Genomic DNA, 24,862 nt, shown 5'->3' on the forward strand with positions numbered 1-24,862 from the left:
CTGAAATCAGCATCGCCTCGTCGGGGGCGGGAACGCGATAACCGAACATTTCGTCTCCTTTAAGGGGCGTCGGTGACGCCGCCCAACGCATCCAGGGGATCTGCCCACTCGATGACGCCGACCTGCCGGGTCCCGCGGGACTCGATGACGAGCACGGTCGTCCCGCGCGGCAGGGGCTCCTCGGACCAGGCGAGGAAGGTCTCGGTTCCTCCTCTGACGCGCACCAGGATCTCGCCGGGTCCGGCGGATCCACGCGTGGCGATCAGAAGTTCCCCCGTGCAGCCGATAACGGCCTCGTCCTGCGCCATTGCCGACTGCCCCTTCGTCGTAGTGGTCCTGGGATATCGACCATAGTCCTCATGCCGGCGGCGGCCTATCCTCGGGGACCCGGTGGGTCGCATACGGGGAGGTCCGAGCGGGTCGGGGCCCCTGCGGAGGGCGTCCGGGACGGAGCTCGTGGTGGCCGCCGGTCAGGTGCCGGGCAGGGCGAAGTCGTAGACGAGTTGGGCCGGGCCGGGTGGCAACTGGAGGTCGGTGACTTCCAGGACGCGGCCGTGCTGATCCGCGATGGTCCGGCGAATGGTCAGCTTCGCCTGGTCCGGGGCGGCGGGCCGGGGGTTGTGGACCGGGGTGAGATCGATGGTGTCGCGCCGGTGGGGGCGCAGATCGGCGTCGATCATCCACTGGTACAGGCCGCGCAGGTTGCCGCGGTGGGGCTCGGGCGAGGCGCGGCGGTGCTCGGCCAGTCGCGGTATCTCGGCGAGCGCGACCGGTGAGAAGTACGACGTCGCGTTCGCCAACTGGGCCCCGGGCGCCTGCTCGACCCGCTGGTGGACGAGGGTGGGGGTGCCGGGGGTGAGGCCGAGCAGGCAGGAGATGTCGACCGGGGCGGGCGCGGTGCGCAGAACGCCGAAGTCGTCGTCGATCCCTTCGGGCGTGACGGGCGCCGTATCGATCAACTGGCCCGGCAGCGCAACCGGGACGACCGCGGCGCGGGTGCCTCTGCGTCCGGTGGTGACCATGCGGCGGTCGCGCAGGAGCTGCAGGGCCTGGCGTACGGTCTGCCGGTTGACGCCGAAGCGGTCGGCCAGCAGACGCTCGGCGGGCAGTCGGTCTCCCGGGGCTATGCGGCCCTTGTCGAGCTCGGCCTGGAGCTGGTCGGCGATCCGCTGGTAGAGCGGACGTGCGGGCGGGGCGGAGCGGGAGGAACGGGGCACAGCGGGTGATCCCTTCCCATCGGGAGTGACGCATGGTGATCGCACATGTGAGATCCGTTCCCCATATCTATCATTGGTCTATACCTGTCGCGAGCATTACTCGTCAGTACGCCAGGTATTGGCGCGAACTCGCAGTTACCGGACCCGATCCGCGGCGCCTCGCGGTTTGTCAGTGATTGAGCATGGCGAAGCCGGACCCCCGCAAGGTGACCAGCACATTGCCGAGGGCGTAAGGGACGGTGCGCCTCCGGACGCAGGTCCGGCCGTGCGCACGTTCCGTAAGGTTCGCGGCTGGGGTTGAGAGCGCTTGCCGGCCGGGACGGCGCCGGGGAACCCCTCGGCGCCGGCCCGTACCGAACCGTTCAGCGCAGGCGGTCGCCGTCCCGGTCGCGGGTGCGGCTGCGGGTACCGGTGCCGCTGCGGTCGCGGCTGCGGTCGCTGCTGCGGCTCCGGAAGAACTCGTCGGGATCGAGGTCTCCGTCGATGAACTTCCCTGCCACGAAGCCGATGGCGCCGAGCGCCGCCACGAGCAGGAACGCACCGAACCCGCCGAACCACCCGGCGAACGCCAGGGCCATTCCCACGCCCAGGCCGACCAGTGCCGTGTTCATCGTCCGCCCACCGTCTCCCGCGCCGGTCCGCCGCTCACTGGACCCGCTGCTCCCGCTCGTCCTCGTCGTCCTCTTCGTCCGGCAGCTTGACGTCGCCGATCGCGATGTTGACCTCGACGACCTCGAGCCCGGTCATCCGCTCGACCGCGGCGATCACGTTCTCCCGCACCGCGTTGGCGACATCGACGATGGACACGCCGTAGTCGACGACGAGGTCGAGGTCGAGAGCGGTCTGCGTCTCGCCGACCTCCGCCTTCACCCCGCGGGTGACGGACTTGGCGCTGCCCGGCACCCGGTCGCGCACGGCACCGAAGGTACGGGAGAAGCCGGTGCCCAGGGCGTGCACGCCCACGACATCGCGGGCGGCCAGACCGGCGATCTTCTCCACCACGCCGTCGGCGATGGTGGTCCGGCCGCGTGATCCCGCATCGCCGCGCGGTGGCGTCTTGCTCCCGGGGTTGGGGCGATCCGGTTCGGGCTTGGTCCGCGCTGTGCTGTCGCTCATGATGAGTCGTCCCTTCGTTGGGCTGCTCTACGTCCCACGCTAAGCACGGGTCACCGCCACCGCGCGCGGAGAACGGTCGGGGGACAGCCGGGGGGCGTCGCTCCGGGGGTGCCGGACCCGGTCAGCGGGCGGCGAAGTCCTGGGTCCACCATGGACCGTTCGGGCGCATGCTCACGCCGACCCCGATCTCCTTGAACGCGCAGTTCAGAATGGTGGAACGGTGGGCGGCGCTCTTCATCCACGCGGCCATGGCCGCCCGCGGGTCCTTGGCGCCCTTGGCGATGTTCTCGCCCCACCGCGTCCACGGGTACCCGGCGGAGGTCAGCCGGGCGCCGGGGTCCTTGCCGTCGGGTGTCGCGTGCTCGTAGTAGTCACGGGCGGCCATGTCGTCGGAGTGCGCCTGGGCGGCCGCCGCGAGTTTCCCGTTCGCCGTGACAGGCCCGCAACCGTGTTTCAGGCGTTCCACGTTGACGATCCCCACGACCTGCTGGGCCCGCCGGTCCGTGCCGGCCAGGGCGGTACCCGTGACGGCCGGGCGCGGGGCCGCCGCAGCGCTGTGACTCCCCACCGCGACGACGATGAGGCCCGCGGCCACCAGCCACGCCGAGGTGTGTGACCGGCGCCGCCGGGGCGGTTCGACGGGAGGCGACGGCGGGGACCCGGAGTCGGGGTTCACGGGGCGTACCTTCCGGGGTCTGTCAGTGGCTCGCCGTACGGTGGACACGTCGTGTCCGGGACGCACGGACGAGGATCCGGTGAGGGCCGAGGACTGAGGGCTGAGGCGATGGCAGAGGTACTCGTGCGGATCGTGGGCCGGGAGCTGCCCGGGGCCGCCTGTGGCGACCACAAGGACGTCCACGTCGGGATCCAGCGGGGGTCGGTACCGGACGCCGTGGTGTCGGCGGACGCCGCTGAGGTGGTCTTCGAGACCGCCGTCACCCTGCTCACCGCGCCGGACGGAACGGCCGACTTCCGCGGGCCCCATGTCCAGGGCCGCCGCGGCGGCCGGTTCCTCTATCTGACGTGGGGCGAACAGCCGCCCGGCGGAGCGTTCGCGATGTTCCGCCGGGCCAAGCTCCACCTGGGCGACATTCCGGCCGAGAACCTGGCGGCCGCCCGCGACGGAGGGGGCTGCCTCCGGGCGGACCTGGGACTGACCGACGGCTTCGGCCTGCCCCTGTGCGCCTCGGTTCACCCGCCCCGGGTGACCTGGAGCGTGGTCGCCGGTCGCTGACAGGTGCGCCGGCCGGCTACTTGCCCGCCTCGTCGGTGGGCGGACGCGTGCCGCCGATCTGCTCGTTCAGTTTCTCCTGAGCCATGTCGACCTGGCCGCTGTACTTGTTCTGGGTCTTCTGGTCGACGACGTCGCCGGCCTTCTCGACACCCTGCTTCGCCTGATCCTCGTGACCCTTGAGCATGCCTTTGATCTTGTCGAGCATGGACATGTCGGACCTCCTCGCGTGATGGACAACACCTTCAGGATCTACGCAGAGGACAGGGTTCGCATTACGGGCGATCTACGGCGGGCCGGCCGGCCCGCCCGGCCCGGCTCCGGCGCTCAGGCCGAGTGGACCGCCACCGCCAGCACCAGCAGGACGGTGACGACCGCGCAGATGCCGTGGGCGACGACCGCCGTCACGGGAAAGTGCCGCTCGGCGGTCCGCTCGGCGTGCGCATGGCGCCCGGGGCTGGGCAGCCAGCGGAACAGCATCATCAGGCCCAGGGACGCCACGACGAGCACGACGCCGCAGGCCGCCCACGCGGAAGCCATCAGGTCGCCGAAGAGGAAGACCGTCCACGCGGCCAGGCCGACCACGGCCAGGAGGATGTGCCCCAGGATCAGCGAGACCGGTAACCGGGTGATGCCGGCCTCGCGCTGCCGCAGGCCACCGTGGCGCAGCCAGATCGTGAACAGGTACGCCCCCAGGGAGGCGGTGAGCAGCCAGACGCCCAGAGCAACAGAGCCCATTCCCCCGCACCTCGTTCGATCGCTGTCCCGTGCCGCGTCCACGACGGTCGGCGCGGCGCCGCGCCCCCATCAGAGCGCCCCTCCGGATGCGGCCCGGGACAAACATTCCTTGCTTAACCCGAAAGGATGAACCGGGACGGTCCCGCACGGACCGGCGGGCGGCACTGCGCTAGCGCGTGGCCGGGCCGGACACCAGGGGCGCCCGGCCCGGCCACGGCCGCGTCAGGAGGACGCGCCGGGCAGCGTGCTCCGGACCTCGCGGGCGGCGGTGACGAGGTTCTCCAGGGAGGTTCTGACCTCCGGCCAGCCGCGGGTCTTCAGACCGCAGTCCGGGTTGACCCACAGCCGCTCGGCGGGAATCGCCTCAAGGCCCTTGCGGAGCAGGGCCGCCGCCTCCGCCGCGCTGGGGATCCTGGGGGAGTGGATGTCGTAGACACCCGGACCGACCTCGCGCGGATAACCGGCGGTGGCCAGTTCGCCCGCGACCTGCATGTGGGAGCGGGCGGCCTCCAGGCTGATGACGTCGGCGTCGAGATCGTCGATGGCCTGGAGGATGTCACCGAACTCCGCGTAGCACATGTGGGTGTGGATCTGGGTGTCCGGACGGACCCCGCCGGCGGTGAGACGGAAGGCCTCGGTCGCCCAGCCGAGGTACTCGGCATGGCCGTCGGCGCGCAGCGGCAGCGTCTCGCGCAGCGCGGGCTCGTCCACCTGGATCACCGAACTGCCCGCCGCCTCCAGATCGTTGACCTCGTCGCGCAGGGCGAGCGCGACCTGGCGGGCGGTGTCGCCGAGCGGCTGGTCGTCACGGACGAAGGACCAGGCCAGCATGGTGACGGGCCCGGTGAGCATGCCCTTGACCGGGCGGGCGGTGAGGGACTGGGCGAACCGTGTCCAGCGGACCGTCATCGGCTCGGGGCGGGAGATGTCCCCGGCGAGGATCGGCGGCCGGACGTAACGGGTCCCGTAGGACTGGACCCAGCCGTGCTGGGTGGCGAGGTAGCCGGTCAGCTGCTCCGCGAAGTACTGCACCATGTCGTTGCGTTCGGGCTCGCCGTGCACCAGGACGTCGATGCCGGCCTTCTCCTGGAAGGAGAGGACCTCGCGGATCTCGGTCGCGATACGGGCGTCGTACGCGGCGGTGTCGATGCGCCCCGCCCGCAGATCGGCCCGTGCGGTGCGCAGTTCGGTGGTCTGCGGGAACGAACCGATCGTGGTCGTCGGCAGCAGCGGCAGCCCGAGGTGGGCGCGCTGGGCGGCGGCCCGCTCCTCGTAGGGCTGGGAGCGGCGGGCGTCGCTGTCGGTGACGGCCGCGGCGCGGGTCCTGACCGCCGGGTCGTTGGTGAGGGCGGAACCGGCCCGGGACGCCAGGTCGGCGCGGTTGGCGGCGAGTTCGGCCGCGATCGTGTCGGTGCCCTGGGACAGCCCGCGCGCCAGGGTGACGATCTCGGTGGTCTTCTGCCGGGCGAAGGCCAGCCAGCGGGCGATCTGCGGGTCGATGTCGCGCTCGGCCGTGGCGTCCAGCGGGACGTGCAGCAGGGAGCAGGAGGAGGCGACGTCGACCCGTTCGGCCAGCCCGAGGAGCGTGCCGAGGACGGACAGCGACTTCTCGTAGTCGTTGATCCAGATGTTGCGGCCGTTGACGACGCCCGCCAGCAGGCGCTTGCCGGGCAGCCCGCCGACGGCCGCGAGGTCGTCGAGGTTGCCCGCGGCGGGACCGGTGAAGTCCAGCGCCAGCCCGTCGATGGGCGCCTTGGCGAGGATCGGCAGGGCCTCGCCCAGCCGGTCGAAGTAGGACGCGACCAGCAGTTTCGGCCGGTCGGTGAGGCCGCCCAGCACTCGGTAGGTGCGTGCGGCGGCGTTGAGTTCACCCGGGGTGCGGTCCTGGACCAGGGCCGGCTCGTCGAGCTGCACCCACTCGGCTCCGGCGGCGAGCAGATCGCCGAGCACCTCGGCGTACACCGGCAGCAGCCGGTCGAGGAGCGTCAGCGGTTCGAAGTCCGCCGCGACGCCGGGGGCGGGCTTGGCGAGCAGCAGATAGGTGATCGGACCGACGAGCACCGGGCGCGCGGTGAGGCCGAGCGCGAGTGCTTCCTTCAGCTCGGCGACCTGCTTGGTGGAGTCGGCGCTGAAGACGGTGTCCGGGCCCAGTTCGGGCACCAGGTAGTGGTAGTTGGTGTCGAACCACTTGGTCATCTCGAGCGGCGCGACGTCCTGCGTGCCGCGGGCCATGGCGAAGTAGCCGTCCAGGGCGTCGGCGGCGACCGCGGCGCGGTGCCGCGCGGGAATCGCGCCGACCATGACGCTGGTGTCCAGGACGTGGTCGTAGTACGAGAAGTCGCCGGTCGGGACCTCCTGGATGCCGGCGTCCGCGAGCTGCCGCCAGTTGGTGCGGCGCAGCGCGGCGGCGGCGTCCCGCAGGGCGTCGGCGCTGACGTCGCGCTTCCAGTAGCCCTCGATCGCCTTCTTCAGCTCCCGGTTCCGGCCCTGCCGGGGGTAGCCGTGCACGGTGGAACGTGCGGTGTCGGACGTGCTGGTCATGGAACTCTCCTTCGCGAGTGTCTCCCATAGGACCCCGGGAGAATCGACGGCGCGAAGGGACCACAGACCGGACGGATCACGTCGCTGAAGCGCCGGAACGCCGCACGTGCCCGTCTGATGTGTACTCCGACCCGCCCTCGAGGTCTCCGGAATCACCGTGCGCCGTTGGGGGCGCGCGGGCAGTGGCAGGTCTTCGGACTCGCGGGCACGTCTCGTACGGACACGAGACACCTACTGGCCGTCGCTTCCCAGATCCCGGCTCGGGTCCCAGTGCGTATGACGGCGGTCGTTCCCACTCACCGCTGCGGGGCAGTCCCGGAATTCCACCGGGTTCCCTCTTACGACGCACCTGTCTGGCGGACAGGGCGAACCAGCTGCACCGTCCAGCCTATGGCCAAAAGGGCGGCCGGGTCAGCATTGTTCAGCCACCGGACGGTGAGCCCGAGCCGGGTCGCGACCCCGACCGCGGCGCTCGACGACGCGGCGAGACGGGCGCACTTCTCCTGGGACGGCACCTGGTACCCCTCGTTCGACGACTACGCGGTCAGTCGCACAGCCGCCGGCACGGCGCGTGCCAGTGAGTACCGGAACATCTCCGTCAACGGCACGCCGACCCCCGTGGGCGGCTGCCAGTTCCGTATCAGGACCGGTGACAAGGTCATCTTCACCCTGACCGCGTTCTGACCCCCGGCCCGCCGGGGGCGGCAGCCCGCAGGCCGCCCCCGGCGGCGTCACGCCCCGACCGCATGGTGCAGACTCGATGCCGTGAGGAAGATCTTTGTCATCGGTATCGGCGCGGGCGACCCGGACCATCTGACGCTGCAGGCGGTCAAGGCGCTCAATCAGGCCGACGTGTTCTTCGTCCTGGACAAGGGCGAGGAGAAGTCGGACCTGGTCCAGCTGCGCCACGACATCATCGAACAGCATGTGACGCGTCCGCACCGGCTGGTGTCGGCCCAGGACCCGGACCGGGACCGTACGGCGCCGTCACCGGTCTACGCGTCGGCCGTCGGTGACTGGCGCCATCGCCGGGCCGACATCTACGAGCACTTCATCACCTCGGAGCTGGCGGACGACGAGTGCGGCGCCTTCCTGGTGTGGGGCGACCCCGCCCTGTACGACAGCACTCTGGGCATCCTGGAGGAGGTGCTCGGCCGGGGGACGGTCGCGTTCGACTACGAGGTGATCCCCGGCATCAGCAGCGTCGCGGCGCTGGCCGCCAAGCACCGGACCGGGCTGAACCGGCCCGCGCGGCCCGTGCAGATCACCACCGGCAGGCAGCTGGCCGCGGGCTTCCCCGAGGGTGCCGACGACGTCGTCGTCATGCTCGACGCGCACCAGGCCTTCGCGCACCTTCCGGACGGCGGTGACGACGTCACGATCTACTGGGGCGCGTACCTGGGCACACCGGACGAGATCCTCGTCGCGGGACGGCTGCCCGACGTCTCGGAGCGCATCCAGACGCTGCGCGCCGAAGCCCGTGCCCGCAAGGGCTGGATCATGGACACCTATCTGCTGCGCAGGACGCCCGCCGGCGACCGGGACGACGCCTGACCCGGCTGCGGGCTACATCAGCACGGCGCGCACCCACGCGGCCGCTTCCTCCGGGGTCGCGGCCACGGGCACCCCGCCGGGCACCGGCGGGCGGCGGACGACGACGACCGGAATGCCGGCCTCGCGGGCGGCGGTGAGCTTCGCCTCGGTGGCCGGTCCGCCGCTGTCCTTGGTGACGAGGACGTCGATGCGGTGGCGGCGCAGCAGTTCCGTCTCCCCTTCGAGGGTGAAGGGCCCCCGGTCGAGCAGGACTTCGGAGTGCTCCGGAAGCGGTGGCTCCGGGGCGTCGACCGAGCGGACGAGGAACCACAGACCGGTCGGTCCGGCGAAGGCGGCCAGCCCCGACCGGCCGGTGGTCAGGAAGATCCGCCGGCCCAGTCCCGGGAGCAGCGCGGCGGCCTCGGCCAGGGATTCCGCGGGATGCCAGTGGTCGTCCGGGCCCGCCACCCAGCCGGGCCGCCGCAACGCGAGCAGCGGGAGCCGGGCGGACGCCGCCGCCTCCGCGGCGTGGAAGCTGATGGTGCCGGCGAACGGGTGGGTGGTGTCGATCAGCGCGTCCACCGCGTGCTCGGCCAGCCAGCGGCCCAGCGCCTCGGTGCCGCCGAACCCGCCGATCCGTACCTCGCCGGCGGGCAGCCGTGGTTCGGCCACCCGCCCCGCCAGCGAGCTGGTCACCCGCAGCGCGGGATCGGCGGCCAGCGCCGCCGCGAGCCGGCGCGCTTCCGTGGTGCCGCCCAGGATGAGCACATGTCGTGTCACGTTCGCCGTTCGCTTCCCTCGCGGGGCTGGTGGGCCCGCCGTGCCGCGGTGGGTCCGGCGGGGGACGGCGTCGCAGTTTATCCGTCATGCAGGGCACTGCCGGGCGGCGCGGTCGGCCTCAGAGGGTGACGAGGGTGACCTCGGTGGCCTTGACGCTCGTCCAGACCGAGGTCCCGTCGGTGAGGCCCAGTTCGGCGGCGGCCTGGTGGGTGATCTCGGCGACGAGATCGGGTGCCTGGTCGGAGGTGATGAGAAGGCGCAGCCGGCTGCCGGAGGAGGTGATCTCGCGGATCGTGCCGGGCCAGACGTTGCGGGGGCTGCCGGCGGGTCGGTCGCGGTGCACGGAGACCGCCTCCGGCGCGATGATCGCCAGCGCCCGTGCCCCTTCGGCGAGGGTGTCGGCGACGACGAGCTGTCCGCCGCCGGCCAGCGCGAGGCCGCTGGCGGTCGCCGTACCGGGCCACGCGTTGCGGCCGAGCATCCGGGCCACCCAGGGGGAGCGGGGGTGGCGGGTGACGTCGGCGGGCGACGCGTCCTGGAGGGCGCGGCCGTCTTCGAGGACGAGCACCCGGTCGTCGAGGGCGACCGCCTCGACGGGGTCGTGAGTGACGATCAGACAGACGCCGCCGAAGCCGTCGAGGTGGGTGCGCAGGGTGTGCCGGACATGGGCACGGGTGGTCTGGTCGAGGGCGGCCAGCGGTTCGTCGAGCAGCAGCAGCCGGGGCCGGGCGGCGAGTGCGCGGGCGAGGGCGACGCGTTGGGCCTGGCCGCCGGAGAGCTGCGCGGGCCTGCGGTGGGCGAGATGGCCGACGCCGAGCCGGTCGAGCCACTGCTGGGCGGTGCGGCGCGCCTCGGCGCGCGGGACGTGATGGGTGCGCAGACCGTAGGCGGTGTTGGACAGCGCCGTCAGATGCGGGAACAGCGCGCCGTCCTGAGGAACCCACGCGACACCGCGCTTGTGCGGTGGCAGGTCGGTGACGTCGGTGCCGCCGAGGCGCAGTTCGGCGTGCGCGCGGGGAGTGAGGCCGAGCAGGGCGCGCAGCAGCGTGGTCTTCCCGGCGCCGTTGGGACCGACGATGGCGATGGTGGTGCCGGGCTCCGCGTCCAGGGTCAGCTGGTTGAACCCGGTGACGTCGGTGTGCAGCGACCAACGGTCCGGTGCGGCCGAGGACTTCGGGCCGGGAGTTCCGTCCGAAGGGGAACCGTCCGCCGGAGATCCGCCCTTGAGGAGATTCGGCGCTGCGGGGGAGTCCGTCAACGGATCGGCCGGCGGTGGGCCGTCGTCCACGGGTCGCTTGGAGCTGCTCTCCCGGGTCACCGCCCCGCCGGCCCAGCGGCCGCGCAGCGCGATCAGTACGGCCATGGCGATGACGAGCAGCAGCAGGGAGACGGACGTGGCCGCTTCGGGCGAGTCCTGCAGCAGCAGGTAGACCTCGAGGGGCAGGGTCTGGGTGGTGCCGGGGAGGTTGCCCGCGAAGGTGATGGTCGCGCCGAACTCGCCCAGGGCGCGCGCCCAGGTCAGCGCGGCGCCCGCCACCAGGCCGGGGGCGACCATGGGCAGCGTGACGGTGAAGAACACCCGCACCGGCGGGGCGCCCAGTGAGGCGGCGGTCTCCTCGTAGCTGGGGCGTAGCCCCGCCAGGGTCCCTTCCAGGCTGATGACCAGGAACGGCATCGCCACGAAGGTCGCCGCGACCACCGCCCCGGAGGTGTGGAACGGCAGCACGATCCCGAACGTGTTCTCCAGCCACGGCCCGAGCAGCCCCCGCCGCCCGAAGCCGAGCAACAGCGCGACACCGCCCACGGTGGGCGGCAGCACCATCGGCAGCAGTACGAGGGAGCGCACCAGCGACTTGCCGGGGAAGTCGACCCGGGCCAGCAGCCATGCCAGTGGCACCCCGAGCACGAGCGACAGGCCCAGCGCCCAGAACGACACCAGCAGTGACAGCCTCAGCGCGGTGGTGACGTCAGGGCTGGTCAGATCGGTCCCGATAGCACCCCAGTTGGTGCGGTACAGGATGCCGACCAGCGGCATCAGCAGGAACGCGATCGCGATCAGTGCGGGCAGCGCCAGCGCGACCGGGGTGCGCGCGCCGCGTGCTCGGCTGCGGATGCGTCTCATCGGCGGTTCCTGGGATCGGGGCAGGCGAAGGCAGTGACAGGGCTGTCCGGTCCCCCGATCCGGACAGCCCTCACGACAGGGGGAGCAGCCGCTTCCCGCACAGGACTACGGCTGCTGGAAGCCCGCCGCCTGCAGGATCTTCTGCGCTTCGGGGGTGCTCAGCCATGCCACGAACGCGGCGGCGGCCTCGCTGTTCTTCGTGGTCTTCAAGGTAGCGGCCGGGTACGAAGCGACGGCGTTCTGCGCGTCGGGGATCTCGATGGCGTCGACCTTGTTCGTGGCGGTCGCGGCGTCCGTCGCGTAGACGATGCCGGCGTCGGCCTCGCCGAGCTCGACCTTGCTCAGGACGGCGCGGACGTTCGGCTCCTGCGAGACCGGCTTGACCACGATCTTCTGCGCGTCCAGGACCTGCTTGCTGTACCGGCCGACCGGGACGGTGGGCGCGGCGAGGACGACCTTGAACTTGGTGTCGGCCAGGTCCTTGAGGGCCGTGATCTTCAGCGGGTTGCCCTCACCGGTGGCGATCACCAGGCGGTTCTTGGCGATGATGGCCGGGGTGCCGGTGTCGGACTTCAGGCCGTCCATGGTCCTGGCGTCCGCGGTCACCAGGGCGTCGGCCGGCGCGCCCTGCTTGACCTGCGCGGCGAGTTCCTGCGAGCCGGCGAAGGAGAACTTCACCGTCGTGCCCGGGTGGCTCTTCTCGTACGCGGCGCCGGCGGTCTTGAACACATCGGTCAGCGAGGAGGCGGCGAGCACCGTCAGCGCGGCCTTGGGCGCTCCGGAGGTGCTGGCGGACGGGGTCGCCGTGGAACCGGCGTCCTTCTTGTCGTCACTGCCGCAGGCCGCCACGAGCGGAACGAACAGGGCGGCGGTCACGATCGCGGCAGCGGCGCGGCGTCTGTCGAAGGCAAAGGACATGAGGGTTGAACTCCCTGGTGACGTGGCTGTTCGGGCCGACCGGTGTCGCCCGAGCGGTTGGTGGAGGCCGCGTCGGGGACGGACGACGCCGCTGGTTGGAGCGGTGGGTCAGGTGCGGTCGATGTGCACGCTGGTGGACTTCACACGGGCGGTGGCCCGCATGCCGACCTCCAGGCCGAGTTCCTCGACGGCTTCACGGGTCAGCAGCGACACCAGCCGGTGCGGACCGGCCTGGATCTCCACCTGTGCGGCGACGTCGCCGAGCGTGACCGCGGTGACGATGCCGGGGAACGCGTTGCGGGCGGAGGTGCAGGAGGTGTCCTCCTCGCCGGTGCCTGTCTGGGCGATCTCGGTGGAGAACGCGGCCAGGTCCCGGCCGTCGATCAGTCGGCGGCCGCCTTCGTCGCGGTGGGTCGTCACCCGGCCGGCGTCCGCCCAGCGGCGCGCGGTATCCGGGCTCACACCCAGCACGCGCGCCGCCTGACCCATCGTGTAGGACTGCATGTGCGACACGGTAGGGGAAATTCCCTGGCATTTGCAATTCATGATGCGAATCTCCATGGCAACTGCCCCGCCCTTAGTGAAAGGTCCAATGGCGGTGGTCAGGCGGTGAGAAGCGCCAGTCCGATCCGGCTCTGGAAAACACTCCAGGTGGAGATCTCCGCGCCGTAGACGCCCGGCACGGGAATGTCGTCACTCATGGGATGGCAGAGGGCGACGACCACATATCCCCTCGGGGTGCCGCCCATGACCCCGACATTGAGGCCGGTGCGCTCGCAGATCAGCGGCGTCGCCCACAGGTCGGCGTCACCGGCGATCGGGCCGATCGTCACCCGGCGCCCGCTCAGGGCGAAGGGCTCGGCGACCGGGGGTCCGCCGCGGGCCGCGTCCCGCACGGACCGGGCGGCTGCGGCGTCCTCCTGGCGGAAGTACCCCGACCCGTCGTCCCCGGCCGACGCCGACGCGGTGTGCAGATATCGCCCGTCCGGCCCCAGGAGCGCGGCGGCGTAGGCCACGCCCGGCTCCTCGATGATGTCGGCCCGCAGGAATTCGTCCCACGCCTGGGTGGCCTTGTCGTTCTGCGCGGCGGCCCCGTCGCGGGGTCCGGCGCCGTTCTCCGGCGACACCCGGCCCTATCCCGTGGCCGCGGATGCGCCGGGAGGCGGGCAGGCCCCGACCCATACGCTGCTGATGGCGCTGATGTAGCGGGCCCCGCAGCGGTCGGAGGGCGCCACCAGCTTGCTGCCGGACTCGTCCAGCGCCCCGCCGTCCAGGAGCGTGGCCAGCAGGATGGGCGTGTCCCCGAAGTCGGCGTCGATCTCCGCCCAGGACAGCACCGTGTGGTGCCCGTCCCCGCCGGTGACCGTCAGCAGGAAACGCGAGCGGTCCTTACGCCGCCGGGCGTCGAAGGCGGGCTCCGCGGCGGTGACGACCTCCCGCAGCAGCGGCCCCTCGAAGCGGTGGTGCTGCGGCCCGTTCGTCGCGCAGTCGAAGACCACGTCGGCCCGGTGCTGCTCCCAGCCGTTCCGCAGATCGGCGACGGTCAGGGTGGCCGGCCGGTGCACCTCGCCGCGCAGGAGGAAGGACCGGGTGCGCGGCGGCGCGGCGCGCTGCGGCGTACTGGGTCGGCTCATCCGATTCCCCCTCCGGGCGGTGCACGCGGCGGCTGCTCACAACGTCCTGCCCAATCGTCCGTCCGGAGAATCGTAGATGCAACCTAAAAGTGCTCCTGTTCCTCGTGTATACGAGGTGGGAATGGTGTCTGGACCGGCAGGCGCGGTGTTTCCGCTACGGGAGGCCCGCGGGTGCCGCCTCCTTCTCAGTCGCGGGGCACGTGGGTGGCGATCTCGAGGAAGAAGGCGTCGATGCCCCGCACGGAGTGCAGGAAGTCGTCGAGGTTGACCGGCTTGGTGACGTACGCGTTGGCGTGGTGCTGGTAGGCGTCCGCGATGTCGTCCGGTGTGGACGAGGTCGTCAGGACGACCACGGGGATGGTGGCCAGGGACGGGTCGTCCTTGAGGACGGCCAGCAGTTCGCGGCCGTTCATCCGGGGCATGTTCAGATCCAGCACGATGAGATCGGGGCGGTCGTTGGCCGGGTCCCGCAGGTGTTCCAGGGCGGCGACACCGTCGTTGGCGCGGGCGATGGCCCGGGTCATCCCCTTTTCTGCGAGGGCTTCCTCGATGAGCATCGCATCGGCGGCGTCGTCCTCGACGAGCAGGATGCTGTAGGAGCGGGGAGAGGCGAGGGCGTTCACGGGTTCGCTCCTGCGGAGGTCGGCGGGACGGAACTGAGGGGGTGCCCGCGGCGGAGGGTCTCCGTGGCCGGGCGGTGGGGGAGTGCCGTCCCGCCCTGCTCGGCCGGTGCCGTCAACTGGGCAGGGCCGAATTGGACGGTGGACTCCTCGCGGCGCATGCGCCCACCCTACGGTCGTGTCGATGAGGCGACAATCATGGTCGGCGCGCTGGGTACGATGGCGCGGCTGTACCCCGGGGCGGGAGCGGTTGGCCCTGCCGCTGCCGCGGCGGGGCGGGGTGATCGAGGAGTCGCAGTGACAGGCCTTGCAGGGGCGCGCAGCCACGAGGATCCGGCCGAGCACCGACGCTCCGGAGCGGCTGGGGCCGGCCGGGCCGGCGGTCCCACCGCGGACTGGACGACGCGGCGCTGGCTGACGGCGGGCGCCTGCGCCGCGCTCGTGGTCCTCGCCGTCCTCGCGGCGACCGGGGTGTGGGTCTTCGCCCGCTCCACGGCGATCTCGGACCGGCTGGTGGACGGCAGCACCCCGGCGCTGGTGGCCTCGGTGCGGCTGGAAAGCGCGCTGGTCAACCAGGAGACGGGGGCGCGCGGCTACGGGCTGACCGGGGAACCGGGCTTCCTGGAGCCCTACCGCTCGGGCCTGCGACAACAGAAGGACGCCACCGCGCAGTTGCGGACCCTGCTGGCCGGTGATCCGTCAACGGCCGCCGACCTGGACGAGGTGCTCGCGCGCGCCGAGACCTGGCAGTCCCGGTTCGGCCGGCCGGTGGCCACCGCGCCGGCCGGCGCCCCGGTGGCCCTGGCCACCGAGCGGGCGGACGAAGGCCGGCAGGACTTCAACGCCATCCGCGTCAGCACCTCCCACCTGGAGAAGGACCTGGAGGCCGCCCGCGACCGGGCGCGCACCGAACTGCACCGCGTACGGTCCCAGCGCAACTGGATCTTCTCCCTCATCGCCGCGGTCATCCTGGCCCTGACCGTGCTGGTGTTCGCTGGGCTGCGCCGCGGTGTGACGCTGCCGCTGGGGCGGCTGTCCGAGGACGTCCGGCACGTCGCCGGGGGGAACTTCGGCCACCCGATCACGGCCAGCGGCCCGGCCGACCTGCGCCGGCTCGCGGTGGACATCGAAGGGATGCGAGGCCGGCTCGCCGACGAACTGGCCTTCTCCGACTCGGCCCGCGAGCGGCTGGACGTGCAGGCCGGCGAGCTGCGCCGCTCCAACGCCGAGCTGGAGCAGTTCGCCTACGTGGCCTCCCACGACCTGCAGGAGCCGCTGCGCAAGGTCGCCAGCTTCTGTCAGCTGCTGCAGCGCCGCTACGCCGACCAGCTCGACGACCGCGCCGTGCAGTACATCGACTTCGCCGTCGACGGCGCCAACCGCATGCAGACCCTCATCCACGACCTGCTGGCCTTCTCCCGGGTGGGGCGGCTGCACACCGACAACGAAACCGTCGACCTGGAGGAGCTGTTCTCGCGCACCACCGACGCGCTGAGCATCGCCATCGAGGAGTCCGGCGCGCAGGTCACCCGCGACCCGCTGCCCGCGGTGTCCGGCGACGCCACCCAACTGGGCATGCTGCTGCAGAACCTCGTCTCCAACGCACTGAAGTTCCGCTCCGCCGAACGGACACCGGCGGTGGAACTGAGCGCCCGGTTCGAGGACGGGCTGTGGCACTTCGCGGTCACCGACAACGGCATCGGCATCGGAGCCGAGTACGCCGAGCGGGTCTTCGTGATCTTCCAGCGGCTGCACACCCGGGAGGCCTATCCGGGCAACGGCATCGGGCTGGCCCTGTGCAAGAAGATCGTGGAGTTCCACGGCGGTACGATCGCGATCGACCCCGGACACGCCCCCGGCGCCCGCATCACCTTCACCCTCCCCGGACTGCCCCTTCCCCAGGCCGAGCCGGCCGCGGACACCGAGAGAGTCTCGCCATGAACGTGCAGGACGCTCACGGGAACGCCGGCGGGCACCGGACCGCGCCGACGATGCCGCCTGCTCTCCCCGCGCAGCGGGCGCCGGGCCGCTACGCCGTCCTGCTCATCGAGGACGACGCCGGTGACGCGGTGCTGGTCGAGGAGTATCTGGCCGACACCGGTCTGAGTGTCGACCTGGAGTGGGCCCAGACGCTCGCCGAGGGGCTGGCGCGGCTGAAGCGGCGGGCGCCGGACTGCATCCTGCTGGACCTCCATCTTCCCGACGCGTCGGGAACCGGCGCCGTCCACCAGCTGCAGACCGCCTGCCCGGCGGCGGCCGTCATCGTCCTCACCGGTATGGCCGAGAGCAGCGCCGGCGCCGAGGCCGTCGCCGCGGGAGCCCAGGACTACCTCGTCAAGGGCGCCGTCACCAGCGAACTCCTCGACCGGGCGCTGCGCTACGCCGTGCATCGCAAGCACGCCGAGCGCACCGCGACCGAGCTGCGCGAGAACCATCTGCGGGCGCAGGAGAACACCCGGCTGGAACGGGGTCTGCTGCCCACCCCCATGCTCACCACCCGGGCCGTGGTCCCCACCTGCTGCTACCTGCCAGGCCGCGAAGGCGCGCTGCTGGCCGGTGACTTCCTCGACGTCGTGGAGACCGCGGACGGCGTCGTCCACGCCGTCATCGGCGACGTCAGCGGCCATGGACCCGACGAGGCCGCCATCGGGGTGTGTCTGCGCATCGCCTGGCGCTCGCTCGTCCTGGGCGGCCACCGCGAGTCCGGCCTGCTGGCCCTGATGGAGCAGGTCCTCGTCGCGGAACGCCCCTACCCCGCGATGTTCGCCACCGTCGCGATGATCTCGCTCCACCCGGACGCCTGCCGGATCGATGTCACGCTGGCCGGTCACGACGAACCGCTCCTCGTCCAGCACGGCACGGCCCGCCCGCTGCCGTCCCGGCCGGGCCTCGCCCTGGGCATCGGTCCCGGCGGCGGCGGCCGGCACACCACCCGGACCGAACTCCCGGCCGCCGCCTCGCTGCTGCTGCACACCGACGGTCTGGTGGAGGGACACAGCGGGCCCGGGCACGAACGCCTGGGGACCGACGGCCTGCTGTCGATCATCGACAGCGCACCGCGGACGACCGGGCGGGCGCTGGTGGACCATCTGACCACCGTCACCCGGAAACTGGACGCCGGACGTCATCTGGACGACCTCGCCATCCTGTTGCTCAGCTGGGACTTCACCGCCCCGGAGGGCACCGGACGCACCGTCTGAACCCCTCGCGATCCGGTTGTCCACAGGCCCGCCGGTGCTGCCGGAGGCATTGTCCGAGCCTCCCCCTAGAGTCGCACCAACGTGATCGCGGCGGCGCTGCGACCGGGGGTGTGGCGTGCGGTGTGCCATAGGTGTGCCATGCCCCGGAACAGGCCGTCTGACCAAGGAGACAGCACATGGGGTGGGTTCCGGCCGGCGACTACGAAGTCGCCCTCGACGACGGGAAAGTGGTCTGCCGCAACGCGGCGGGGCGCCGGCTGAAGACGGTACCGCCGAAGCTGGCCGACGATCCGGCCGTGGTCGGACTGCGCCAGCTGGTGGAGTGGCTGGACCGGCACGAACGGCAGTGCGTCGCCGACGTGGAGCGGTGGATGGTGCGCTCGCTGCCCGTCCCGGTCGCCGCCGTCGCCCAGGTGTGGCAGGACACCGCCTGGCGGTCGGCCCTGCGCGACCTCGTCGTCATGGGGGAGAACGGCGACGTCGCCGGGTTCCTGCGGGACGCCGACCCCGTCCGGGGCCTCGGTCTGGTGGACCTGGACGGTGACACCGTGCGCATCAGCCCCGAGCTGGTCCGCATACCGCACCCCGTGCTGCTGGAAGACGTCGAAGAACTCCGGGAGTTCGCGGTCGAGCTCACCGTGAACCAGCGGGTGCAGCAGCTCTTCCGCGAGGTGTGGCGCCGCCCGGCGGGTCTGGACGCGGAGACCGCCTCGGTCGACGACTACGCGGGCGGCACCTTCAAGGAACTGCGGTTCCTGCACGGCCGTGCCACCCAGCTCGGGTACCGGGCGCGCGGCGGCCAGGCGGTCTGCCCGGTGGTCGAGGACGGCAGAACCGTCGAGGCGCGGATCTGGATCGGCGACTACGAGAGCTACGAGCAGACCGAGACCGGCTCGCTGACCTGGACCGACGGTGCGGGACGGGCGTTGACGGCCGGCCAGGTCGGCCCGGTCGCCTGGTCGGAAGGCATGCGCATGGCGGCGGCCCTGTACGCGGGACGCGACATCGAGGACGAGGAGCAGGCGGCATGAAGACCGACGACATCACCCGGGCCGCGGCGCTGCTCGACGCCGGCGCGATCCTGCGCCCCGGCACCGTCACCCGTGACGACGCCGACGCGCTCACCGCCCGCACCTACACGCACCCGGCGCTCGACGACCGGCGCGTGGTACGCCTGGTGGCGGGCACCCTCGGCGAGGCCGAGGATCTGGCGCTGGACTTCCTCGGGCTCGTCCGTGAACCCGATGCCCCCGAGGTGGGACAGGTCCGCCGCGAGACGCTGGGCTTCCCCGCCTGGGCGCTGGTCAACGACCCCGCCAACGGCCACCACGCCCTCGCCCTCGTCAAGGACATGGAGCGGCTCGCCCGCCAGGCGAAGTCCCGTGCCGGCGCGGCGAAGGACGGCTTCGAAGCTCTCGCCACCCGGCTCGGCCGGGCCGTACCGCACTTCCTGCCGACGTTCTACGAGCAGGCCGCCCGGGTCTTCCTCCAGCACGACAACAGCACCTACGCCGCGACCCTCTTCGGCAAGGCCCGTGCCGCCGAGCGCGTTCACGGCCTCGCGGTCGACGAGGACCGGCAGCGGGCGGTCTTCCTGGAGTTCGCCTTCGCCGGCGCGCTGACCGTGAAGGCGCTCAAGGACCATGTCCAGGACCTATCCCGGCGGCTCGACCCGGCCGAGGCGTGGGCGCAGTTCCGTCAGCTGGCCGTCGAACGGTGTGCGGCCGGGATGCCGCCGTACGCCGCCCTGCCGCAGGACGCCCGCGGGCTCATCAAGGCCGCGGGTCTCGACCGGGTGACCGAGGAGTCGGCGTTCGTCGCCGATCTGCTCGCCTCACCCAGCATCGTCCGCGCACCCGCATCGTTCTGGACCGCCTACCGCGCCACCCTCGTGGTGCTCGCCACCGGTGAACCCGCCGTCCGGGCCCGGCTGCTGGAGATCATGCCGACCGGCCTCGGGAGCGGCCGGTCCGCCGACGAGTCCTGGCTCGCGCTGCTCGCCGAGACGGGCGCCGACACCCTGCTCACCGAGGAGACCGGTACGGCGGGCGCCGATCCGGCGGACTGGCTCAGCCGCTGGGCCCTGCACCGCAAGCACGGTTCGTCCAGCTCCCAGCGGTGCCCGGCCACACTCGCGCTCGTGGAGCGGATGGCCGCCCGGCTGCGCTCCGACGGACGTCCGGTCGACCTCTTCCAGGGGCGCTGGCACGCGGGCGCCGACCTCGACCTGCTCGACGGCTGCCTGACCTGGGGTATTCCGCTCACCGAGCCGGCCCCTGGCGCCTCGGTCCATCTCCCGCTGGAGGGCTGGCTCTCCGACGACGTGCCCGGCCGCCGCGACCTGACCGCCGTCGCGGGCCGCCCCCGTTTCCGCGAGCTGCTGTACGACGCCCTGAGCGGCCTCAACGGTCACCGGGCGGAGACCTCCGTGCTCGAAGCGATCGCCGGCCACCCGGTCCTGAGCGACGTGCTCCACGACTGGCTCCGGGACCGCGCCGAGGAGTTCACCGGAGCGACCGGACTGCCCGGCTCGCGCGCGGCACTCAGCCGGATCGCACCGTTCCGCCCGGTGGCCGCCCAGGTCAACGCCTCGGCCGTCGCCCAGGTCGCCGGACACGACCTGGCCCCGATCCTCGCCGCCACCCTGCGCGCGGGCATCGTGGACGAGCTGGGCTGGCCGGCCCTGGAAGGGGCCTACCAACAGCTCAACGCCGGTCAGGCCGACCAGAACCACTGGATCGTGGTCGCCGAGGCGTGGCCCGCTCTCATCGTCGCGAACCGGCACCGGGCCGTCGTCGTCGGCCCCGAAGGGGTGCTGCTGGAACACGAGCTGCGCCTCCCGGCCGACCTCGACCAATGGCGGCGCCCGCACTTCCGCTACACGGACGGCGAACTGCTCGTCATCTGGCAAGAGGGCAGCAAACAGCGCGCCTACTGGTCGGCCCGCCCCTCCGAGGTGTTCACGCTCGGCGGGGAGCAGCTGCCGTACTGGTGGAACGCGCAGTCGGCCGGCACCCCGTCGCTGCCGTTGCCCGGCGGCGGCCGCGCCACCGGCGGCCGGACCCTGCACGCGGGTGACACGACCCTGCCGTCCTCCCGGCCCGTGCTGGGCGACGGGACCGGACACTGGCGCCAGGGCAAGCAGGGCCGCGAGCACATCTGGGTCGAGTACGATCCGGCCGGCGGCACGCACGGACGCGCCTCGCTGCCCGCTTTCCTGCAGTCCGGGATCCGGGAGGACGCCCGGCTCTCGCCCGCGGACTGCGAGGTCCTGCCGTTGCTCCCCGGCCTGGAGAACACGCCGTTCGGCACCGACGGCACCGTCCTGGGCCGCTGGGTACGGACCGAGGGCCGCGACCACGAGCGGCGGGTCACCGCCGGAACACCCGACGGGCGCACCGTCACCCTTCCCGTGGCCCCGGGCCAGGGCCACCACCCCGTACCGCTGGGCGTGCTGCGACTGCCGGGCGGAGCGGGCCCCGTCGCCGCCCTGGTCGGCAACATGATCCAGCTCCACCCGGCGGACGCCACATCCGACACGGGTGTGCTGGGCTCCGTCGCCGTCTCCGACCAGGGCGGGGAGTACGCGGCAGGCACCGGATACGTTCCGCCGCCGGCGTTCTGGCACGCTCTGCGCCCGCGCGACGAGCAGGGCTCGGCAGCCCTGCGCGCGGTCACCGACGCGGAGATCGCGTCCCTGCTCAGCGCGGCCATCACCGCTCTGGCGGAGCGCCGTGCCGCGGCCGCAGGACAGGAGAAGTACACCGGTCCGTCCGCGGACGAAGTGGCCAGGACGGCCGTCGCCGCGGCACTTCCCGCGCTGTCCGACCCGCGGTTGCTCACGGGAGTGACCGCGATCGTGCGGGCCGCCGTCAACCATGTGCTCGCCACCGCCTCGTTCGTCGCACCCGTGCAGCCCAAGCAGCCGAAGACACCGCAGACCGAGGGCATGTACGCCCAGCACCGGCCCCCACACGGCGACGACACGACGCTGCGGGCCGCCACCGCCGGCATCGCCACGCCCGGTGGCTACATGCGGTGGGGACAGGGCGAGGAGTGGACCGCCCTCCAGCAGATCCTGTCGGTCAATCACGTCCTGTCGGGGAAGCCCGCCGACGGCAGGCTGCTGCCCGAACCCACCCCGCTGCCGGTCCTCGGCGACGGCTGGAGCGGCGAGGCCCACACGGTGCCCGCTGTCGGGATGGTCTGGCTGCCCTTCCTGGACACCCTGCGGCAGCTCGCCTACCGCGCGGCTTCCCCCAGCACCTCCGACGAGCACCGGGAGGCGCTGCTCACGCTGCTCGAAGCGGTCTCCACCGGCCCTCTCGCCGACCCCTCGGGCGCCCTGCGCCAGGTCGTCCTGTGCGAGGAGGGCACCAAGCGGGAACGGGTCGGCCAGGTGCTGCGCCGCGGTGGCCGCACCGTGGTGATCCTCGGCCGGCAGAACGTCAACCGGGGCAACGGCCGCGTGCACTGGCTCGCCCTCGACCACGACCCGGAGGGGACGTTCGGCCGGATCGCCGACTTCACCCTCCACGAGGAGCAGCGCCACGAGCCGGCGTTCCCGCACGAGCGCCTGCTGCCGCTGATCCGACTCGTCCGTGAGCGGGGCGCCGTCCCGTGGCGGCCCGAGGCGGCCGTCGCGCTCGACACCGCCACCGGCATCGGGCCCGTCCAGGCGGCCCTGCTGGTCGCGGCCGGCACCGGCGAGATGGAGACGGCCGGGCTCTCCCTGCTCGGCCTCAAGACCCGCCAGGCGGAACGCGCGAACCACCGGCTGAACTCGCTCGGCCGTGCCAACCGGCTGGCGCTGCTGGACGCACTGCTCCCGGCCGACCCGGCCGGACTGTGGGCGACAGGACCGGACATCGAGGCAGCGGCCCGGGTCTGGGCCGAGCGCCTGGGGTCGCTGGTCCGGCTGCCGGAGGATCTGGCGGACGTGCTGCACGGCGTCGGCACGGACGCGGCGGAGGCCGTCCTCAACCCCGCGCGGACCGCGTGGCTGAGCCGCACCACCGCCATGCGCCGCGACAAGGACGGCGATCTCGTCCCCGACGATCCCTCCGCCCTCCCCAGCCGGGGAGACCTCACCGGTGCCGTCGCCGCGCTCAGCGGGCTCGCCTACGGGCTGCCGTACGGACACCCGCTGCGCGCCCGTCTGCCCGCCGGACTCGCCGCCGTCCGCCGGCGGCTGACCGACCCCGGACTCGTCCTCGACCTGGACGTGGAGTGGACCGAGAAGGGCACCCCGACCGCTGCCGCGCTGCGCACGGCGTACGGCCTGCCCGCGACCGGCGGAGCGGGACCGGACGGTCTCACCCGCGTCGGGGAGAGCCTCGTGCTGCGCCCCTGGTACGGCGACAACGAGATGACCCTGGTGCGCACGGCAGGCATCACCGGCGCCGACGATCCCGTCTTCGGGCTGCTCGAAGGGCTTCTCGGCTCCGGGCGGATCAGCACGCTCGCCTCGGTGCGGGCGCTGTTCGGCAGCGACCTGGAGCAGGCCGTCAACGCCGGAACCGGACCCGACGACTTCACCGGACACGCGCAGGACCCCACCCGGTCGGTGCCGGGACTGGTCGCCGAGGTGGCCGCCGCCCACGCGCTGAGCGAGGACGCGGCCGCGATCTATCTCCAGCTGCTGGCCCTGCCCGACCCGACGGACCGCGACTGCGCCCGGTGGACCGGCTGGAAGCCCGCCCGGCTGAAGAAGGCACGGGCCGAACTCGCCGCCACCGACCTGGTCCTGGAGGCCAAGCGGTCCCGCGCGGGCCGGACCCTGTTCCTGCCCTGCGGCTGGCACGAATTCAAGTCGTCCGCCCTGCCGGTGGAGACCTGGAAGGAAGGGCTCTACCCGCTGCGCGATCACGTACGGGCCGTGCCGCTGTTGTCGGTGCCCGCCCTGTTCGCCCTCGCCTGGGGGCGCGTGAAGGACGGCGACGCCCCCGCCTTCGAAGAACTCACCACCCGTGCCACCCGGAAGGGCCGCCGTCGATGACCACCGACATCCGCACCGAGACCGCATCCTCCGCAGCGCCGGGCCGCCAGGTCAGCCCGCCCGAGGACCGCCACGCCACCGAACTGGCCTTCCTCGCCGCCTACGACAGCGGCCCCCGGCCGCCCTCCTGGCGGCTGACCCCGCGCGCCGTCGTCACCTTCGTGATGGGCAGCAACGGCGAGTCCCTGCGGCTGCCGGAGAGCGCCGCGGCGCCCGAAGGGCTCCCGCGCCGACTGGTCGTCGAGCAGAAGTTCGTCGGCGACCGCGCTCTGGTGGAACGCTGCGTCGTCACCCTCGCAGGAGAGCGCGGGCTGCTGCTCGTCGGCGAGCCCGGCACCGCCAAGTCCATGCTCTCCGAGCTGCTCTCGGCCGCTGTGTGCGGCACCAGCGGCCTGGTGGTGCAGGGCACCGCGGGCACCACCGAGGACCAGCTCAAGTACGGCTGGAACTACGCGCTGCTGCTGGCCCAGGGCCCCACCCGGCAGGCCCTGGTGCCGTCCCCGGTGCTCACCGCCATGACCCGCGGCGCCGTCGCCCGGGTCGAGGAGATCACCCGCTGCCTGCCGGAGGTCCAGGACGCGCTGGTCTCGCTGCTGTCCGAACGGCGCATCGCCGTCCCGGAGCTGGCCGGCGGTGAGGACGCCCTCGCGCACGCCGCACCCGGCTTCACGCTCATCGCGACCGCCAACCTCCGCGACAAGGGCGTCTCCGAGATGTCCGCCGCCCTCAAACGCCGCTTCAACTTCGAGACTGTCGGCCCCATCGGCGATCTCGACGCCGAGACGGCCCTGGTGCGCCGCCAGGCCCACGCGGCCGTCACGCGGGCCGGCGCCCCCTTCCAAGTGGACGACGCGATCCTCGAAGCCCTCGTGACGGCCTTCCGCGATCTGCGGGACGGGCGGTCGGCCGAGGGCTGGGAGGTTGAACGCCCCTCCACCGTGATGAGCACCGCGGAGGCCGTGTCGGTGGCCGGTTCGCTCGCCCTGGCCGCCGCGTATTTCCCCGGCGACCGCGACGTGCTGTCCCTGCTCCCGGGCCATCTGCTCGGCGTCGTCCGCAAGGACGATCCGGCGGACGCCGCCCGGTTGCTGGGTTACTGGGACGGCGCGGTGCGCCGCCGGGCCGAGCAGGGCTCCGCGACCTGGCGCACGCTGTGGGACCTGCGCTCGGTCCTGGAGAGCTGACACCATGACCGTTCCGCCCACGACCGATTT

Annotated in this window: 22 protein-coding genes, 1 pseudogene and 1 riboswitch; of the genes and pseudogenes, 8 read left to right on the top strand and 15 right to left on the bottom strand. The window is 72.5% G+C overall.

Features of this window, described 5'->3' with window-relative positions:
• Positions 1–59 precede the first annotated feature (59 nt).
• The 5 genes from G3I60_RS34540 to G3I60_RS45925 form a co-directional block, all read right to left on the bottom strand.
• The gene (locus G3I60_RS34540; RefSeq protein ID WP_138354456.1) at positions 60–308 is read right to left on the bottom strand and encodes a hypothetical protein; all 249 of its coding nucleotides are present in this window, start codon (positions 306–308) and stop codon (positions 60–62) included.
• A gap of 162 nt (positions 309–470) precedes the next feature.
• Positions 471–1,217: a GntR family transcriptional regulator gene (locus G3I60_RS34545; protein ID WP_164297080.1), complete on the bottom strand. Its 747-nt coding sequence runs from the start codon at positions 1,215–1,217 to the stop codon at positions 471–473.
• Positions 1,218–1,579: 362 nt separating this feature from the next.
• On the bottom strand, positions 1,580–1,828 hold the full coding sequence (locus G3I60_RS34550) for a hypothetical protein (RefSeq protein ID WP_164297078.1): 249 nt from the start codon (positions 1,826–1,828) through the stop codon (positions 1,580–1,582).
• A gap of 34 nt (positions 1,829–1,862) precedes the next feature.
• A complete protein-coding gene (locus tag G3I60_RS34555) occupies positions 1,863–2,333 on the bottom strand; it encodes an Asp23/Gls24 family envelope stress response protein (RefSeq protein ID WP_164297082.1) in 471 nt (156 codons plus the stop codon).
• A 121-nt stretch (positions 2,334–2,454) separates the two neighbouring features.
• Positions 2,455–3,009 (bottom strand): CAP domain-containing protein, encoded by a 555-nt coding sequence (locus G3I60_RS45925; RefSeq protein ID WP_343241787.1) that lies wholly within the window; start codon positions 3,007–3,009, stop codon positions 2,455–2,457.
• A gap of 108 nt (positions 3,010–3,117) precedes the next feature.
• Between G3I60_RS45925 and G3I60_RS34565 the strand changes: the two genes are divergently transcribed.
• Positions 3,118–3,567 (top strand): DUF5990 family protein, encoded by a 450-nt coding sequence (locus G3I60_RS34565; protein WP_203674633.1) that lies wholly within the window; start codon positions 3,118–3,120, stop codon positions 3,565–3,567.
• A gap of 16 nt (positions 3,568–3,583) precedes the next feature.
• Here G3I60_RS34565 and G3I60_RS34570 read toward each other — a convergent pair whose 3' ends face one another.
• The 3 genes from G3I60_RS34570 to metE form a co-directional block, all read right to left on the bottom strand.
• Positions 3,584–3,778 (bottom strand): antitoxin, encoded by a 195-nt coding sequence (locus G3I60_RS34570; protein WP_138354461.1) that lies wholly within the window; start codon positions 3,776–3,778, stop codon positions 3,584–3,586.
• A gap of 113 nt (positions 3,779–3,891) precedes the next feature.
• Entirely contained in the window at positions 3,892–4,302 is a 411-nt protein-coding gene (locus G3I60_RS34575) for a hypothetical protein (protein ID WP_138354462.1), read from the bottom strand.
• Positions 4,303–4,524: 222 nt separating this feature from the next.
• Positions 4,525–6,843, bottom strand: coding sequence for a 5-methyltetrahydropteroyltriglutamate--homocysteine S-methyltransferase (metE, locus tag G3I60_RS34580; RefSeq protein ID WP_164608133.1), 2,319 nt, complete (start codon positions 6,841–6,843; stop codon positions 4,525–4,527).
• Between the two features lie 183 nt (positions 6,844–7,026).
• Positions 7,027–7,216: riboswitch (cobalamin riboswitch) on the bottom strand.
• A gap of 65 nt (positions 7,217–7,281) precedes the next feature.
• Between metE and G3I60_RS34585 the strand changes: the two are divergent.
• Positions 7,282–7,527, top strand: a pseudogene (locus G3I60_RS34585) (DUF4430 domain-containing protein); the annotation flags it as partial.
• A gap of 81 nt (positions 7,528–7,608) precedes the next feature.
• Positions 7,609–8,397 (top strand): precorrin-6A synthase (deacetylating), encoded by a 789-nt coding sequence (cobF, locus tag G3I60_RS34590; RefSeq protein WP_164297090.1) that lies wholly within the window; start codon positions 7,609–7,611, stop codon positions 8,395–8,397.
• A 12-nt stretch (positions 8,398–8,409) separates the two neighbouring features.
• Here the strand turns inward: cobF and G3I60_RS34595 are convergent, their stop codons facing one another.
• The 7 genes from G3I60_RS34595 to G3I60_RS34625 form a co-directional block, all read right to left on the bottom strand.
• The gene (locus tag G3I60_RS34595) at positions 8,410–9,156 is read right to left on the bottom strand and encodes a cobalt-precorrin-6A reductase (RefSeq protein WP_164297093.1); all 747 of its coding nucleotides are present in this window, start codon (positions 9,154–9,156) and stop codon (positions 8,410–8,412) included.
• 118 nt (positions 9,157–9,274) lie between these two features.
• Positions 9,275–11,278 carry an ABC transporter permease gene (locus tag G3I60_RS34600; RefSeq protein WP_164608135.1) on the bottom strand — a complete coding sequence of 668 codons (2,004 nt, stop codon included), beginning with the start codon at positions 11,276–11,278 and terminating at the stop codon, positions 9,275–9,277.
• A gap of 105 nt (positions 11,279–11,383) precedes the next feature.
• Positions 11,384–12,196, bottom strand: a complete 813-nt coding sequence (gene modA / locus G3I60_RS34605) for a molybdate ABC transporter substrate-binding protein (RefSeq protein ID WP_164297097.1) — start codon at positions 12,194–12,196, stop codon at positions 11,384–11,386.
• 108 nt (positions 12,197–12,304) lie between these two features.
• The gene (locus G3I60_RS34610) at positions 12,305–12,700 is read right to left on the bottom strand and encodes a molybdopterin-binding protein (RefSeq protein ID WP_164297099.1); all 396 of its coding nucleotides are present in this window, start codon (positions 12,698–12,700) and stop codon (positions 12,305–12,307) included.
• 98 nt (positions 12,701–12,798) lie between these two features.
• On the bottom strand, positions 12,799–13,323 hold the full coding sequence (locus G3I60_RS34615) for a hypothetical protein (RefSeq protein WP_164297101.1): 525 nt from the start codon (positions 13,321–13,323) through the stop codon (positions 12,799–12,801).
• Between the two features lie 6 nt (positions 13,324–13,329).
• Positions 13,330–13,830, bottom strand: a complete 501-nt coding sequence (locus tag G3I60_RS34620; protein WP_164297103.1) for a molybdopterin-dependent oxidoreductase — start codon at positions 13,828–13,830, stop codon at positions 13,330–13,332.
• A 185-nt stretch (positions 13,831–14,015) separates the two neighbouring features.
• Positions 14,016–14,453, bottom strand: a complete 438-nt coding sequence (locus G3I60_RS34625) for a response regulator (RefSeq protein ID WP_138354472.1) — start codon at positions 14,451–14,453, stop codon at positions 14,016–14,018.
• Positions 14,454–14,864: 411 nt separating this feature from the next.
• Between G3I60_RS34625 and G3I60_RS34630 the strand changes: the two genes are divergently transcribed.
• The 5 genes from G3I60_RS34630 (at position 14,865) to G3I60_RS34650 (ending at position 24,832) form a co-directional block, all read left to right on the top strand.
• Complete coding sequence (locus G3I60_RS34630; RefSeq protein WP_239070621.1) at positions 14,865–16,391, top strand: CHASE3 domain-containing protein; 1,527 nt, start codon at positions 14,865–14,867, stop codon at positions 16,389–16,391.
• Positions 16,392–16,441: 50 nt separating this feature from the next.
• Positions 16,442–17,650, top strand: coding sequence for a PP2C family protein-serine/threonine phosphatase (locus tag G3I60_RS34635; RefSeq protein ID WP_239070622.1), 1,209 nt, complete (start codon positions 16,442–16,444; stop codon positions 17,648–17,650).
• A gap of 176 nt (positions 17,651–17,826) precedes the next feature.
• Positions 17,827–18,681: a DUF4132 domain-containing protein gene (locus G3I60_RS34640; RefSeq protein WP_164297107.1), complete on the top strand. Its 855-nt coding sequence runs from the start codon at positions 17,827–17,829 to the stop codon at positions 18,679–18,681.
• A complete protein-coding gene (locus G3I60_RS34645) occupies positions 18,678–23,648 on the top strand; it encodes a hypothetical protein (protein ID WP_164297110.1) in 4,971 nt (1,656 codons plus the stop codon). The genes G3I60_RS34640 and G3I60_RS34645 overlap by 4 nt, the downstream gene beginning before the upstream one ends.
• On the top strand, positions 23,645–24,832 hold the full coding sequence (locus tag G3I60_RS34650) for an AAA family ATPase (RefSeq protein WP_164297112.1): 1,188 nt from the start codon (positions 23,645–23,647) through the stop codon (positions 24,830–24,832). The genes G3I60_RS34645 and G3I60_RS34650 overlap by 4 nt, the downstream gene beginning before the upstream one ends.
• Positions 24,833–24,862 lie beyond the last annotated feature (30 nt).

Origin of the sequence: Streptomyces sp. SID13666 (assembly GCF_010548325.1) — a bacterium.
In the GTDB taxonomy this organism is placed as follows: Bacteria; Actinomycetota; Actinomycetes; order Streptomycetales; family Streptomycetaceae; genus Actinacidiphila; species Actinacidiphila fildesensis.

Excerpts from the sequence above, each read along its gene's own strand:
- G3I60_RS34540 (WP_138354456.1), bottom strand. The coding sequence starts at position 308 with ATGGCGCAGGACGAGGCCGTTATCGGCTGCACGGGGGAACTTCTGATC.
- G3I60_RS34550 (WP_164297078.1), bottom strand. The coding sequence starts at position 1,828 with ATGAACACGGCACTGGTCGGCCTGGGCGTGGGAATGGCCCTGGCGTTC.
- G3I60_RS34555 (WP_164297082.1), bottom strand. The coding sequence starts at position 2,333 with ATGAGCGACAGCACAGCGCGGACCAAGCCCGAACCGGATCGCCCCAAC.
- G3I60_RS34565 (WP_203674633.1), top strand. The coding sequence starts at position 3,118 with ATGGCAGAGGTACTCGTGCGGATCGTGGGCCGGGAGCTGCCCGGGGCC.
- G3I60_RS34570 (WP_138354461.1), bottom strand. The coding sequence starts at position 3,778 with ATGTCCATGCTCGACAAGATCAAAGGCATGCTCAAGGGTCACGAGGAT.
- G3I60_RS34575 (WP_138354462.1), bottom strand. The coding sequence starts at position 4,302 with ATGGGCTCTGTTGCTCTGGGCGTCTGGCTGCTCACCGCCTCCCTGGGG.
- metE (WP_164608133.1), bottom strand. The coding sequence starts at position 6,843 with ATGACCAGCACGTCCGACACCGCACGTTCCACCGTGCACGGCTACCCC.
- G3I60_RS34600 (WP_164608135.1), bottom strand. The coding sequence starts at position 11,278 with ATGAGACGCATCCGCAGCCGAGCACGCGGCGCGCGCACCCCGGTCGCG.
- modA (WP_164297097.1), bottom strand. The coding sequence starts at position 12,196 with ATGTCCTTTGCCTTCGACAGACGCCGCGCCGCTGCCGCGATCGTGACC.
- G3I60_RS34610 (WP_164297099.1), bottom strand. The coding sequence starts at position 12,700 with ATGCAGTCCTACACGATGGGTCAGGCGGCGCGCGTGCTGGGTGTGAGC.
- G3I60_RS34620 (WP_164297103.1), bottom strand. The coding sequence starts at position 13,830 with ATGAGCCGACCCAGTACGCCGCAGCGCGCCGCGCCGCCGCGCACCCGG.
- G3I60_RS34635 (WP_239070622.1), top strand. The coding sequence starts at position 16,442 with ATGCCGCCTGCTCTCCCCGCGCAGCGGGCGCCGGGCCGCTACGCCGTC.
- G3I60_RS34640 (WP_164297107.1), top strand. The coding sequence starts at position 17,827 with ATGGGGTGGGTTCCGGCCGGCGACTACGAAGTCGCCCTCGACGACGGG.
- G3I60_RS34645 (WP_164297110.1), top strand. The coding sequence starts at position 18,678 with ATGAAGACCGACGACATCACCCGGGCCGCGGCGCTGCTCGACGCCGGC.
- G3I60_RS34650 (WP_164297112.1), top strand. The coding sequence starts at position 23,645 with ATGACCACCGACATCCGCACCGAGACCGCATCCTCCGCAGCGCCGGGC.